This window comes from Streptomyces sp. NPDC001985, assembly GCF_040296845.1.
Lineage (GTDB): Bacteria > Actinomycetota > Actinomycetes > Streptomycetales > Streptomycetaceae > Streptomyces.
On record NZ_JBEOYB010000067.1, the window covers coordinates 32,918 to 46,738 of the forward strand.

A 13,821-nucleotide genomic window follows, 5' to 3' on the forward strand; every position below is an offset into this window, starting at 1 on the left:
GTCAATCCCCCTGTGATCAGCATCCGTTGGCGGCGGGCTCCGGCCACCCCGGCCGGATCTCGCTCCCCCCGGCGGCACTTCGGGGCGTCCGGCCGGCACCGACAATCGACCCGGCCCCGAGGGCGCGGCCTATGAGCGCACCGGGGCAGGGGTACGTAAGCTGTGCCACGGCAAAAACGGACGATCAGGCAGCGGGGTGGGCCTTCCCACCCGTTCAGCAGGGGCGGGGCCTCCTCCCGCCGCAGGCAGGGGGGTGGGCAGGCCCCACCCCCAGGTAGGGGACGGTCATGGCGATGATGCGGCTCCGGCGCGAGGACCCGCGTGTCGTCGGCTCGTTCCGGCTGCACCGGCGGCTCGGCGCCGGCGGGATGGGTGTCGTCTATCTGGGCTCCGACCGGCGCGGCCAGCGGGTCGCGCTGAAGGTGATCCGCCCGGATCTCGCCGAGGACCAGGAGTTCCGGTCCCGGTTCGCCCGTGAGGTCTCGGCGGCACGGCGCATCCGGGGCGGCTGCACCGCCCGGCTGGTGGCGGCCGACCTGGAGGCGGAGCGCCCCTGGTTCGCCACCCAGTACGTCCCCGGGCCCTCGCTCCACGACCGGGTGGCCGAGGACGGGGTGCTCCGGGCGGCCGAGGTCGCCGCCATCGGCGCCGCCCTCTCCGAGGGACTGGTCGCGGTGCACGAGGCCGGGGTCGTCCACCGGGATCTGAAGCCCTCGAACATCCTGCTCTCCCCCAAGGGCCCCCGGATCATCGACTTCGGCATCGCCTGGGCCACCGGCGCCAGCACGCTCACCCATGTCGGGACGGCGGTGGGCTCCCCCGGCTTCCTCGCCCCCGAGCAGGTGCGCGGGGTCGCCGTCACCCCGGCGACGGATGTCTTCGCCCTCGGTGCCACCCTCGCCTACGCGGCGACCGCGGACTCCCCCTTCGGGCACGGCGGGTCCGAGGTCATGCTCTACCGGGTGGTGCACGAGGAGCCGCAGCTCCACGGAGTGCCCGACGCGCTGGCCCCGCTGCTGCGGGCCTGTCTCGCGAAGGACCCCGAGGAACGCCCCAGCACCCTTCAGCTCTCCATGCGGCTCAAGGAGATCGCCGCCCGTGAGGCCCAGGGGCTGCCGGAGGGCAGGCCGCCGGCCCAGCGGGAGCGGATCGAGGCCGAACGGCCCACCGCGCGCTACCCGGAGCGGGGGGACCGGCTGGAGCGCACCGAGCGGATGGAGCGGCCGGACGGCCGCCGGACGGCCGGGGGGTCCGGGCCGCGCTCACAGCCGTCCCGTACCGGAGGGTCGCGTACCGGCGGCTCCCGGCCCCAGCGGCAGCGGCCCGCCGGCCGGGCCAAGGGGCGCGCCAAGGGCCGTCAGGGTTCCGGTACGGGCTCCGGAGTCCGTACGACCTCGTCCGGGCTGCGGCCCGCGAACCCGAGGCTGCTGCGGCAGCGGATCGTGGTCTTCGTCGTGGTGACCCTGATCGTGGCGCTGGGCATCGCCGCCGCGCAGCAGCTCTAGGGAGTTTCTTTCGGATCGGGCCGGACCGGTGAGCGGGGTCCGGTGCCGTGGATCGCAGGGCGGAGGACGGAGCCCACGCGGAGCGCCGGCGACCGACGACAACGCGGCGAGGCGCGGTGCCGGGGCTCGCGAGCCCGGCACGATCCGGAAGAGACGACCTAGTCCTGGGGGCGGCCGGTGGTGACCGCGTAGAAGGCCACGGCCGCCGCCGCGCCCACATTGAGCGAGTCGACGCCGTGGGCCATCGGGATACGGACCCACTCGTCGGCCGCCATCAGCGCCCGGGGCGACAGCCCGTCGCCCTCCGCGCCGAGCATCAGCGCGACCCGGTCCAGCCGGTGCGGTGCCGCCTCGTCGATCGGGGTGGCCTTCTCGTGCGGGGTGAGCGCGAGCAGCCGGAACCCCGCCTCCCGTACCGTCTCCAGGCCCTTGGGCCAGCCGTCCAGCCGGGCGTACGGCACGGAGAAGACGGCGCCCATCGAGACCTTCACCGAGCGGCGGTAGAGCGGGTCGGCGCAGTCCGGGGAGAGCAGGACGGCGTCCATGCCGAGCGCGGCGGCGCTGCGGAAGATCGCGCCGATGTTGGTGTGGTCGTTGACGGACTCCATGACGGCCACACGGCGGGCCGTGGTGAGCAGTTCGGCCGCGGTGGGCAGGGGCTTGCGCTGCATGGAGGCGAGCGCGCCCCGGTGCACGTGGTAGCCGGTGACGCGCTCGGCCAGCTCCGGGGTCACCGCGTAGACCGGCGCCGGCAGCTCGTCGATGACGTCCCGCATGGCGTCGACCCACTTGGCGGAGAGAAGCATCGACCGCATCGCGTAGCCGGCTTCCCCGGCGCGCCGGATGACCTTCTCGCCCTCGGCGATGAAGAGACCCTCGGCGGGTTCGCGCCGGCGGCGCAGCTCGACATCGGTCAGACCGGTGTAGTCGTGCAGGCGCGGGTCGTCGGGGTCCTCGATGGTGATGAGATCAGCCACAGGGTGATACTGCCTTCTCCTGGGTGGGGTGCCAATGCCGGCGCGGGGGCGGGGCGGGGGCCGGGGTCAGCCGGTGGCCGGGCGGCCGACGGTGACGACCTCGCCGATGACGATGACCGCCGGGGGGCGCACCTCCTCGGCGACTACCGTGTCGGCGACCGTCGCGAGCGTCGCGTCCACCCGCCGCTGGGCGGCGGTGGTGCCCTCCTGGATCAGCGCGACCGGGGTGTGCGGGGCGCGCCCGTTCGCCACCAGGGTCCGGGCGATGGCGCCGATCTTGTCGACGCCCATCAGCACGACCAGCGTGCCGCGCAGCCGGGCCAGCGCGGGCCAGTCGACGAGGGAGCGGTCGTCGTCCGGGGCGACATGGCCGCTGACGACGGTGAACTCATGGGCGACGCCGCGGTGGGTGACCGGGATGCCGGCCGCCGCGGGCACGCTGATGGAGCTGGAGATGCCGGGGACGACGGTGCAGGGGATACCGGCCTCGGCGAGCGCCTCGGCCTCCTCCATGCCCCGGCCGAAGACGAAGGGGTCGCCGCCCTTGAGCCGGACGACCGCCTTGCCGGCCTTCGCGTGCTCGATCAGGGCGGCGTTGATGGCCTCCTGGGCCATGAAGCGGCCGTACGGGATCTTGGCGGCGTCGATCACCTCGACGTGCGGGGGCAGCTCCGCGAGGAGGTCGCGGGGGCCGAGCCGGTCCGCGATCACCACATCCGCCTCGGCGAGGAGACGGCGGCCCCGGACCGTGATCAGGTCGGGGTCGCCGGGTCCGCCGCCGACGAGGGCGACGCCCGTGGTTCTCGTACGGTGGTGGGGGGCGGCGATCGCGCCGTTGTGCAGGCCCTCCACGATGGCGTCACGGACGGCGGCGGCCCTGCGGGGGTCGCGGCCGTCCGGGCCCGCGGTGAGAACAGCGACGGTGACGCCCTCGGAGCGCCCGCTCGCCGGGGTCCACGCGGTGGCGGCGTCGGCGTCGTCGGAACGCACGCACCAGACGCGGGCCTGCTCGGCCTCGGCGGAGGCGCGGGTGTTGGCGTCCGCGTCGGTGGTGGCGATGAGGACGTACCAGGCGCCTTCGAGGTCGCCCCGGGTGTAGCGGCGGCGCTCCCAGCGGATCTCGCCGCCGGTGGCCATCGCCTCCACGGAGGGGGTGGCGGACGGCGACACCAGGACGATGTCCGCGCCCGCGGCGATCAGGGCGGGGAGCCTGCGCTGGGCGACCTGTCCCCCGCCGATGACGACGACGCGGCGCCCGGAGAGGCGGAGACCTACGGGGTAGGCGGGGTGATCGACCATGGGGGTGGGGCTCCTCGGGGTGCGCTGCGCCGACGAAGCGGCAGGTGAAACCGGCCCTCTCGGCCGCCTCCAACTTTACGGTGCGCCCGCGCCCACCCCTCCCGAGGGGCCACCCTGCGGCCCCCTGCCACAGCCCGGGGAATCCCGAGCCCGCGCGAGAAACCCGGCCCGTCCGGCGTCCACGGACAGAGCGGGAAAACCCAGCCCGTCCGGGGGCACCTCCCAGCGGCGGCTCCGGGGGAGTTCGAGGACGGACCCTGTGCGCGAGGACCCTGAACCGGTCGGGCTCCCCGCACCTCGGATGCCCGCGCGGCTGCCCGGGGGCCGGCCGCCGTCCCGCAGGCGCCCGGGCGCCCGTGGCCCGGGGGCCGCCCTCGACGCCCGACGGGCCGGAGGACTCCCGGGCTCTCCGGCCCGGAGGGCTACTTCTCGGTGACGCCGGCCGAGTCGAACGTCGCTACCTCGTGCATCGCCCGCGCGGCACTCTGCACCACCGGCAGCGCCAGCAGCGCCCCCGTCCCCTCCCCCAGCCTCAGATCCAGATCCACCAGCGGCCGCAGCCCCAGCTTGTTCAGGGCCGCCACATGCCCCGGCTCCGCGCTGCGGTGCCCCGCGATGCACGCCGCCAGTGCCTCCGGGGCGATCGCCCGCGCCACCAGTGCCGCCGCGCCCGCCGAGACCCCGTCCAGCAGCACCGGCGTGCGCAGTGACGCGCCGCCCAGGATCAGCCCGACCATCGCCGCGTGCTCCAGCCCGCCGATTGCGGCCAGGACGCCGACCGGGTCGGCCGGGTCCGGCGCGTGGAGCTCCAGCGCCCGGCGGACCACATCGACCTTGCGGGCGTGCATCTCGTCGTTGATCCCGGTGCCCCGCCCGGTGATCTCCCCGGGGTCGATCCCCGTGTACACGGAGATCAGCGCCGACGACACCGTGGTGTTCGCGATCCCCATCTCCCCGGTGAGCAGGGCCTTGTTCCCCGCGGCCACCAGATCGCGCGCGGTCTCGATGCCGACCTCGATCGCCTGGAGCGCCTCCTCCCGGCTCAGCGCCGGGCCCGTGGTGAAGTCGGCCGTGCCCGCGCGGACCTTGCGCGGAAGCAGTCCGGGGCCGGGCGGGAGGTCGGCGGCGACGCCGACATCGATGACGCAGACCTCCGCCCCGACCTGGTTGGCGAAGGCGTTGCACACCGCGCCCCCGCCGAGGAAGTTCGCCACCATCTGGGCGGTGACCTCCTGGGGCCACGCCGTGACGCCCTGGGCGTGCACCCCGTGGTCCCCGGCGAAGATCGCCACGGCCGCGGGCTCCGGGATCGGCGGCGGGCACATCCGGGAGAGCCCGCTGAGCTGTGCGGAGATGATCTCCAGCATGCCCAGTGCCCCGGCCGGCTTGGTCATCCGCTTCTGCCGCTCCCACGCCTCGCCGAGCGCCTTGGCGTCCAGCGGGCGGATGTTGGCGACCGTCTCCTTGAGGAGGTCGTGCGGCTCCTCACCGGGCAGCGCGCGGCGGCCGTAGGTCTCCTCGTGGACGACCCAGGACAGCGGGCGGCGCTTGGACCAGCCCGACTGCATCAGCTCGGGGTCCTCGGGGAACTCGTCGACGTAACCGACGCACAGATACGCCACGACTTCGAGGTGCTCGGGCAGCCCCAGCGCACGGACCATCTCGCGCTCGTCGAAGAAGCTCACCCAGCCCACGCCCAGGCCCTCGGCACGGGCGGCGAGCCAGAGGTTCTCGACCGCGAGGGCGGAGGAGTAGGGCGCCATCTGCGGCTGGCTGTGCCGGCCCAGGGTGTGCCGGCCGCCCCGCGTCGGGTCGGCGGTGACGACGATATTGACCGGGGTTTCGAGGATCGCCTCGATCTTCAGTTCCTTGAACTGCTTCGCCCGGCCCTTCGGCAGCGACTTCGCGTAGGCGTCGCGCTGGCGCTGGGCGAGCTCGTGCATCGTCCGCCGGGTCTCGGCGGAGCGGATGACGACGAAGTCCCAGGGCTGCGAGTGGCCGACGCTCGGTGCCGTGTGGGCGGCTTCCAGGACCCGCAGCAGGATCTCGTGCGGGATGGGGTCGCTGCGGAAGCCGTTGCGGATGTCCCGGCGCTCACGCATCACCCGGAGCACGGCCTCGCGCTCGGCGTCGTCGTACCCGGGCGCGGGCGCGCTCCGGGCGGGGGCCGCCGCGACCGGGTCGGGGACGGGGGGCGGGGCGGGGGCGGCGACCGGGGCGGGCTCGGGCGCGGAGACGGGCTCGGGCGTGGAGACGGGGGCGGATTCCGGCGCGGGGACGGGCTCCTGCTGCGGCTCGGGTGCCTGCTCCGGCTCCGGCTCGGGTGCCTGCTCCGGCTCCGGCTCGGGCTCGGGCTCGGGCTCGACGACGGCCACGGGCACGGGGACCGGTTCCGGCTCGGGCTCGACGACGGCCGCGGGCACGGGGGCCGGTTCCGGCGCCACCACCTGAGCGGGGGCGGGCGCCGGCTCGGCGGCGGGCGGCTCGGACGCGGGCGCGGGTTCCATCACCGGTACGGGGGCGGGGGCGGGCTGCTCCGCGACCACCGGCTGGACGGTCTCAACCGCCTCAGCGATCGCGACGGCCTGGACGGTGTCGACGGCCTCCGTGGCCTCCGTGGCCTCCGTGACCTCCGTGGTCTCGACGGCCTGGACGGTCTGTACCGGCTCGGGCTGCTCCGTCGCTTCCACGACCTCGGGGACCTCGGCCACCTCGGCGGCTTCGGGAGCCTCCGGGGCCGGGGGAACCTCAACGGCCTCGGGGTCGGCCTCAAGCCCGGGCTCGAGAGCCTCCGCGACCGGCGCGGGCTCGGCCACGGGCGGCTCGGCCTGCTCGGCGGCCACCCCGGCGACCGGTGCGGGCTCGGGGCTCCCGGGGGCTTCGGGGGCCTCCGGGGCCTCGGGAGCAGCAGCCACCTCGGCCGGCAGCTCCGCCGCGGGCTCCACGGCCTCGACAGGCTCCGGCGCCGGCTCGGGTGCCGGTGCCTCCGCCTCGGGCTGCTCGGGCTCGGGCGTCTCGGCGACAACCGGCTCCACCGGAGCCTCCACCGGCTCGGCCCGCACCGGGGCCTCGGGCGCGGCCGGCTCGGGCTGCTGCGGCGGCAGGCTGTCCCACGGGGCGCCGGCCTGGGGCGGGATCTCCACCGCGGGCTGCACCGGCAGGGCGCTCACCGGCTCCTCGCGCGGGGTGTCGAGGTACTCGGGGCCGGGGACGCTCGGCACGGTCAGCGGGTGCGGCGGTGCGCCCGCCGGACCCCGGTCCGCGAGGGAACGCACCACTCCGCCCGAGGTGTCGGGCAGCGGCGGGCCCATGTGCAGCGGGCGCCTGGCCGGCGGCGGGGTCGGAGTCGAGGACGTCGGCGGGAACACGGCGGCGGGCTGCTCCACCGGGGCCTCGGGCGCGGCCGGCGTCTGCACCGGCGCCTCGGCGCCGGGCTGCTCCTCGGCGGTCGCGGAGACCGGCGGGGCGGCAGCCGGCGCGGGCTGCCCGGCCGCCGCGGCGTCCGCGACGGGCGGTATCCCCGGTGCCGCCGCCGCGTGCTCCGGAGCCCCCAGATCGGTCGGCGCGGCCAGCTCCGGCGCGGGGACCGTGTCCGGCGCCACGGGCTCGGGCCGCGGCGGGAACTCCTGCGCCACGGCCTGCGGCTGCGACTGCGGGTCCGGCTGCTGGGGCAAGGGCCGCGGAAGCGGCTGCGCCGGCTGCGGGACCGGCGGCACGATCTGGGGGTCGCTCCACGCCCCCTGCGCGCTCGGCATCAGCAGCAGATCGTCCTCTTCGGGGGCTTGCGGCGAGGGGTCCAGGAAGGTGTACGCGTCAGGGCCGGGCATGCCCGGCTGCTGCTGCTCCACCACGCCTGCGTTCCCCGGCTGCCCGTCGCCCGGGATCTGGCCGGTGTCAGTCATGCGTACCCCTCGCCCATCGTTTGTGAATCCTTCGCCCATCGCCCCCGACGGCAGGCCGTGGCGCGGGCGGGCGCCCGTCGACTAGAACGAGCGCGTGCGCCACGCGGCACGATCGCCCCACGGACTCCAAGCATTCTCGCGGCCGTTCACGGCCACGACAGGGAGATCCGCCATGGTCCGCTGTGGGCTGCGCCACGCTGCGCGGCCCCGGCTACGACGTACCACATACCGGAGCCAAAGCGACACTGACTTTCCGGTTCTCCCCGGTGTCGGCGAACGAGGCGACAACGGCCGGGGTGCGGTACAACGGTCGGTCAGCCTACCTGGCGCCACCGACAGACGGGGTCACGGGGCGCGCTCCGGCTGCCTCCCGGAGAGCAGGAAGACAACGGACCGCTCGCGCTCCTCCCAGCCCCCCGGATCGAGCTCCACGCTCTGGAGCAGCGCGCATTCGACGGTGTAGCCGCCGCCGGAGAGCGCGGCGCCGATCGCCTCCGCCTCGTCACGGGTGGAGGCGTGGGCGACGATGCGTTCGGGGCGGCGGTCCGTGCAGGCGGTGACCACGGTGGCTCCCCCGCCCCCGATCCGTACCACATCGGGTTCGGGCAGCCGCTCCAGTACATGGGGGGCGCTTCCGTGGACCACCTGGATCTGCACACCCGCGCGGCGGGCGGTGGCGTCGGTGCGGGCGCAGGCCTCCAGGTCGGCGTCGACGGCGAGCACGGCGGCGCCGAAGCGGGCCGCGTCGGCGGCGAAGGCGCCGCTGCCGGAGCCGATGTCCCAGACCAGATCGCCGGTACGGGGCCCGAGGCGGGCCAGTTGGACGGCGCGCAGGGGCTCCGACTCGCCCTCGCCGGGCGCCGGGGAGCCGGGGGCCCGGGAGGGCAGTGCCCAGCCGCGTACCCCGGGCGGGGTGCCGGTGGCGCGGCCGGCGATCCAGCCTCCGCCCGCGGTCGCCGCCGGGCCGGCCTGGCCGCCGATGACGATCACCACATTGGGGTCGCGCCAGACGTGGTCGGCGGCCTTGTCCGAGGTGAGGACGGAGATCTGCTCGCGGCTTGTGCCCAGTTCCTCGCAGATGACGAAGGTGCGGTGGACGCCTTCGAGCAGCAGGGCCAGCTCGGCGGGGCCCGCGCCCGGGGAGGTGAGGACGGCGACCTTGGGGTGGGCGCGGCAGACATTGACGGCGCGGCGCAGGGTGCGGGGGTGGGCCACGACGACCTGGGCGTCGTCCCAGGGCATGCCGGCGCGGGCGAAGGCGGTGGCCACCGAGGAGACGGCGGGGACGACCTCGACCTCCAGGCCGTGCTCCGGGGCGCGCAGCGTGCGGACGACTCCGAAGAAGCCGGGGTCCCCGTCGGCGAGGACGACGGCGGTGCCCCGGTGGCCGGCGATCCGGCGGGCGGCGAGATCGACGCTGCCGAGGCGGATGCGCTCGGCGCTCCCGGGCACTTCGGGGAGAGCGAGATGGTGGGCCGCTCCGGCGACGAGCGTCGCGGCGGAGAGTGCGGAGGTGGCCGCGGCGGTGAGGGGCGAGCCGTCCCAGCCGATCACCGTGACGCGGTCGGCCATCGTCGTCAGTCTCCCTGGTGTTGTCGCAGGTGGGGTGGAGGGCCGGCGGACGCGGCCAGGGTGAGGGTACCCGGCGTGGGGCCCCACTGAATCAGTTCGGACCGGCCGGCGCCAGTGGACCGCCGGCTTCCGGTCGGTCCGGGCCCTCGCGGGCGGCGGGTTCCCGGGCGGGAGGGGCCGGGCGGGGTGGTGCGGTCGCGGGGGCGCGGAGGCGGTGCGGTGCAGTGTGGGGGACGGGACGGGGCGGGACGGCGCGGCCGGGCCGGTCGGCACGGACCGGTGCGGCCCGGTGGGGGTTCAGCCCAGGAGGGTTCAGCGCAGTTCGGTGAAGGAGGAGTAGCCGAACTCCGCCATCTCCTCCGTGCCGCCCTCCAGATCCTCGGGCAGCAGACTCCAGACGATCAGATCGGTGCGAATCCGGGCCCATCCGCCGTCGGCCGTCTGGGTCCGCGCTATCCAGGCGTTGCGCAGCACTCCCTCGCTGATCGCGCCGGTCTTCTGCGCCACCTGCTGGCCCGCGGTGTTGCCGGCGGCGGTGCGCAGCTCCAGCCGCTCGAAGCGCTGATCGCGGAAGAGCCACTTGGCGGTGGCGAGCAGCGATTCGGTGGCGTACCCCTCGCCGCGTGCCCACGGCGCGGTGACATAGGCGGCCTCGGTGGCACGGGTGCGCCAGTTGGTGTGGGTGAGGCTCACGGTGCCGACCAGCCGCTGGGTGAGGAACTCGGTGACGGCCAGGGCGATGCCCCGGCCGCTGAGCCGTTCGGCGGGGGCGAGCCTGCGGACCCAGTCGCGGGCGTGGGCGTTGATGTACGGATGGGGCGCGGTGGTCCAGGAGGTGACCTGGTCGTCGTTCATCATCTCGGTGTACGCCGGGATGTCGGACTCCTCGAAGGGGCGCAGCACCAACCGCTCCGTGCTGATGGACACGTCCGGGAAGGTGGAAGTCATGCGCCGCTCCGTAACCAGGGGCCTGCCGAAAAACCCAGCATGCAGCATGGGCCGGGCGAACCGCACCACAGGGTCCCGCGCTTGGGGCCCGGGGTGTCCCGGAGCCGGGGGCCCCGCGCACCCGGTGGGGCGGGCGGGGCCCCGGCGGTGGAGTGTGCCGGGAGCGGGGCTCAGAAGGCGGCGATGACCGAGCCGTCGTACTCGTCCTCGATGAACTTCTTCACCTCGGGCGAGTTGAGCAGCTTGCCGAGCTTCACGACCCGCTCGTCCTTCTCGTTCCCCTTCTTCACGGCGAGGAAGTTGCCGTACGGGTTGTCCGTCGCGGATTCGAGGACGAGGGAGTCCTTCTTGGGGCTGAGCTTCGCCTCGACGGCGTAGTTGCCGTTGATGACCGCGGCGTCGACCTCGTCGAGGGCGCGCGGCACCTGGGCCGCCTCCAGCTCCTTGAAGGTGAGCTTCTTCGGGTTCTTGACGATGTCCTTGGGCGTGGCCTCGTTGCCCGCGCCGGCCTTCAGCTCGATGAGGCCGTTCTCCTCCAGCAGCTTGAGGGCGCGGGCCTCGTTGGTGGTGTCGTTGGGCACGGCGACCGTGGCGCCGTCCTTGAGGTCGGCGAGCTTGTCGGCCTTGTTGGAGTAGAGGCCCAGCGGCTCCAGGTGCACGGTGGTCACGGGCACGATGGTCGTGCCGTTCTTCTTGTTGAAGTCGTCGAGGTACGGCTTGTGCTGGAAGAAGTTCGCACCCACCTCGCCGCTCTGGGTCGCCGTGTTGGGCGTCACGTATTCGGTGAACTCCTTGACCTCCAGCTTGAGGTCCTCCTTCGCGGCCAGGTTGTCCTTGACGTAGCCGAGGATCTCGGCGTGCGGGACGGACGTGGCGGCGACGATGAGCGCGGAGTCCTTCGAGTCGGAGCCGGAGTCGGAGCCGCAGGCCGAGAGGCCGAGGGTGAGGGCTCCGGCGGCGAGGACAGCGGTGGTGATCTTGGCGGTGTTACGCACGAAAAGTGCCTTTCTCCATGAGTGGTGCGGTGGTGCGCCCCGGGTGGGGCTGGTTCAGAGGGACTTGGCGCGCTCCGAGTCGGAGCGGGGGTACGGCAGGCCGACGGCGGTGGCCTCGGCGCTGTCCAGGGCGGTCCTCGGCTGCGGAAGGTCCTTTGTGCGGGCCCGGAGGAGCCGCAGCCGGGGGGCCGAGCCGCCGCGCCCGCGGCGGTGCAGGCTCAGGGCGGCCCAGTCGCCCGCGAACTGGATGACGGAGATGACGACGGCGAGGATCGCCACCGTGATCCACATCAGCTCGGTCTCGAAGCGCATGTAGCCGTAGCGGGTGGCGATGTCACCGAGTCCGCCGGCGCCGACGGTGCCCGCCATCGCCGAGTAGCCGATCAGGGCCACGACGGTGGTGGTGGCGCCCGCGATCAGCGAGGGCAGCGACTCGGGGACGAGTACCTTCCGGACGACGGTCCAGGTGCTGCCGCCCATCGACTGCACGGCCTCGACGAGCCCGCCGTCCACCTCGCGCACGGCGGTCTCGACCAGCCGGGCGAAGAACGGTATGGCGCCGATCGCGAGCGGCACGATCGCGCCCTCGCGGCCGATGGTGGTGCCGGTGATCGCCTTGGTGAAGGGGAGCAGGGCGACCATGAGGATGATGAACGGCATCGACCGGGTGATGTTGACGAGCTGACCGGTCACCTTGTTGACCAGGGGGTTGCCCAGCAGCCCGCCCCGGTCGGTGAGGACGAGGAGGATGCCCAGGGGGAGCCCTCCGACCACGGCGATGACACCGGACCAGCCGACCATGTAGAGCGTGTCCCAACAGGCCTGCTCCAGCAGCGGCTGCATCTCCGACCAGGTCACTTGGCACCTTCCTTGGCAACGGTGGAGGTGGCGGCGGGGGCGGGGGCCGCGGGAGCGGCGGCGGCCGGGGGCGGGGTCACCGTGTCGGCGACCTCGACCTGGAGGCCCCGCTCGCGCAGGAACCCGATCGGGACGACGTTCTCCTCGAAGCGGCCGGGCAGCTCGATCCGCATCCGGCCGACCTGGAGGCCGCCGACGGTGTCCATCGCGGCACCCAGGATCGAGATGTCGATGTTGTAGGTACGGGAGAGCTGGGAGATCACCGGCTGGGTGGCGGCGTCGCCGTGGAAGGTGACGTCCACGACCGTGCGGTCGTCGCCGGAGGCGTCGCCGCTCACCGGGAAGAGCGCGGCGGCCAGCTCCGAGCCGGGGGTGGCCAGCAGCTCGCTGACGGTGCCGGACTCGATGATCCGTCCGCCCTCCATCAGGGCGGCGGAGTCGCAGACCGTCTTGACGACGTCCATCTCATGGGTGATGAGCAGAACGGTCAGCCCGAGGCGCCGGTTGAGGTCGCGCAGCAGCTGGAGGATGGAGCGGGTGGTCTCCGGGTCGAGTGCGCTGGTCGCCTCGTCGGAGAGGAGGACCTTGGGGTCCCCGGCGAGTGCGCGGGCGATGCCGACGCGCTGCTTCTGGCCGCCGGAGAGCTGGCTGGGGTACGCCTTGGCCTTGTCGGAGAGCCCGACCAGGTCGAGGAGTTCCAGGGCCTTGCGGGAACGGTCGCTCCCGGAGTGGCCGAGGATCTCCAGCGGCAGCTCGACGTTCTCCCGCACGGTGCGGGAGGAGAGCAGATTGAAGTGCTGGAAGACCATGCCGATGCGGCTGCGGGCCTCACGCAGCTGCTTGCCCGCGCGCGGTCCGCGCCCGGCGAGTGCGGTGAGGTCCTGGCCGTCCACGGTCACGGTGCCGGAGGTGGGGCGCTCCAGGAGGTTGACGCAGCGGATGAGCGAGGACTTTCCGGCGCCGCTCTGGCCGATGACGCCGTACACCTCGCCCTCTCTGACATGGAGGTCCACGCCGTCCAGGGCGGTGACCTCGCGTCCTCGCGAGCGGTAGACCTTGGTGAGGCCCGTTGTGGTGATCACTGGGATGTCCGTCACTGTCGAGTGCGGGGCGAGCGTCCTCGCCGGGCACGGGGCGTTCGTCTTCCGGGTTTTCTGGTGGGAGCGCGGCACGTCCGGGGGCCGGGGCGCCTGGGAGGGCATCCGGTCGGGGTTCGGTCGGTTCGGCGCGTGCGCGGGGCGACGGCGGGCCGCGGTCAGCGGCACGCTCGGCGGCGCGGTCTCACTTCGGGGCGCGAGGTACAGGCAGGGGCCCTCAGAAGGCGCACATTCGACACATACAACGAGCACCGGGCGTGGTGATCGCCTCGGTCGCAAGGGTGCGGCTGCTCGTCGTGGTCATGTCGGCAAGTAAAGCAGATGGGGTCGGCGGGGGAAGGGGGTTGTCCGCATAGCGGACAGCTTCGATCTGTCATGCGGACGCGGGGGGTGCGGGGCGGTGGGCTGGGGGGAGGGGGTGCTGACCTGGGCTGATGCGCGGTTTTCGGGGTGGGCCGGGGGGGGTGGTGGGGTGGTGGTGCTGTGGTCAAGGCCACGGGCCGCACCCATGGCGCGGTCGCGCCACCCTCAGCCCTGCCGGCGGCTGAGCAGCACCACCCAGCCCCTCCGGCGACCGAGCCGCACCCCTCAGCCCCTCCGGCGATTGAGCCGCACCCCTCAGCCCCTCCGGCGATTGAGGAGCGGGCTATCTGGGCGACGCCCGCGCC

General features: G+C 74.2%; 9 protein-coding genes. 1 reads left to right on the forward strand and 8 read right to left on the reverse strand.

Features of this window, described 5'->3' with window-relative positions:
* Nucleotides 1-287 precede the first annotated feature (287 nt).
* Entirely contained in the window at nt 288-1,505 is a 1,218-nt protein-coding gene (locus tag ABT122_RS26105) for a serine/threonine-protein kinase (protein WP_351557001.1), read from the forward strand.
* 158 nt (nt 1,506-1,663) lie between these two features.
* Here ABT122_RS26105 and ABT122_RS26110 read toward each other — a convergent pair whose 3' ends face one another.
* The 8 genes from ABT122_RS26110 to ABT122_RS26145 all read right to left on the reverse strand — a co-directional run bounded on the left by ABT122_RS26110 (nt 1,664) and on the right by ABT122_RS26145 (nt 13,138).
* Nucleotides 1,664-2,482 carry a TrmH family RNA methyltransferase gene (locus ABT122_RS26110; protein ID WP_351557004.1) on the reverse strand — a complete coding sequence of 273 codons (819 nt, stop codon included), beginning with the start codon at nt 2,480-2,482 and terminating at the stop codon, nt 1,664-1,666.
* 66 nt (nt 2,483-2,548) lie between these two features.
* Entirely contained in the window at nt 2,549-3,781 is a 1,233-nt protein-coding gene (gene cobA, locus ABT122_RS26115) for a uroporphyrinogen-III C-methyltransferase (RefSeq protein ID WP_351557007.1), read from the reverse strand.
* Nucleotides 3,782-4,203: 422 nt separating this feature from the next.
* Nucleotides 4,204-7,683 carry a nicotinate-nucleotide--dimethylbenzimidazole phosphoribosyltransferase gene (cobT, locus tag ABT122_RS26120; RefSeq protein ID WP_351557010.1) on the reverse strand — a complete coding sequence of 1,160 codons (3,480 nt, stop codon included), beginning with the start codon at nt 7,681-7,683 and terminating at the stop codon, nt 4,204-4,206.
* Nucleotides 7,684-8,028: 345 nt separating this feature from the next.
* Nucleotides 8,029-9,255 (reverse strand): precorrin-6y C5,15-methyltransferase (decarboxylating) subunit CbiE, encoded by a 1,227-nt coding sequence (gene cbiE / locus ABT122_RS26125; RefSeq protein ID WP_351557013.1) that lies wholly within the window; start codon nt 9,253-9,255, stop codon nt 8,029-8,031.
* A 312-nt stretch (nt 9,256-9,567) separates the two neighbouring features.
* The gene (locus ABT122_RS26130; protein ID WP_351557016.1) at nt 9,568-10,203 is read right to left on the reverse strand and encodes a GNAT family N-acetyltransferase; all 636 of its coding nucleotides are present in this window, start codon (nt 10,201-10,203) and stop codon (nt 9,568-9,570) included.
* 170 nt (nt 10,204-10,373) lie between these two features.
* Nucleotides 10,374-11,198 carry a MetQ/NlpA family ABC transporter substrate-binding protein gene (locus ABT122_RS26135; protein ID WP_351557019.1) on the reverse strand — a complete coding sequence of 275 codons (825 nt, stop codon included), beginning with the start codon at nt 11,196-11,198 and terminating at the stop codon, nt 10,374-10,376.
* A gap of 54 nt (nt 11,199-11,252) precedes the next feature.
* Nucleotides 11,253-12,056 carry a methionine ABC transporter permease gene (locus ABT122_RS26140; protein WP_351557022.1) on the reverse strand — a complete coding sequence of 268 codons (804 nt, stop codon included), beginning with the start codon at nt 12,054-12,056 and terminating at the stop codon, nt 11,253-11,255.
* Nucleotides 12,053-13,138: a methionine ABC transporter ATP-binding protein gene (locus tag ABT122_RS26145; protein WP_351557025.1), complete on the reverse strand. Its 1,086-nt coding sequence runs from the start codon at nt 13,136-13,138 to the stop codon at nt 12,053-12,055. Before ABT122_RS26145 ends, ABT122_RS26140 begins: the two co-directional genes overlap by 4 nt.
* Nucleotides 13,139-13,821 lie beyond the last annotated feature (683 nt).

What these genes read in the sequence shown, in the direction of transcription:
- ABT122_RS26130 (WP_351557016.1), bottom strand. Translation starts at nt 10,203, where the DNA reads ATGACTTCCACCTTCCCGGACGTGTCCATCAGCACGGAGCGGTTGGTG.
- ABT122_RS26105 (WP_351557001.1), top strand. Translation starts at nt 288, where the DNA reads ATGGCGATGATGCGGCTCCGGCGCGAGGACCCGCGTGTCGTCGGCTCG.
- cbiE (WP_351557013.1), bottom strand. Translation starts at nt 9,255, where the DNA reads ATGGCCGACCGCGTCACGGTGATCGGCTGGGACGGCTCGCCCCTCACC.
- cobT (WP_351557010.1), bottom strand. Translation starts at nt 7,683, where the DNA reads ATGACTGACACCGGCCAGATCCCGGGCGACGGGCAGCCGGGGAACGCA.
- cobA (WP_351557007.1), bottom strand. Translation starts at nt 3,781, where the DNA reads ATGGTCGATCACCCCGCCTACCCCGTAGGTCTCCGCCTCTCCGGGCGC.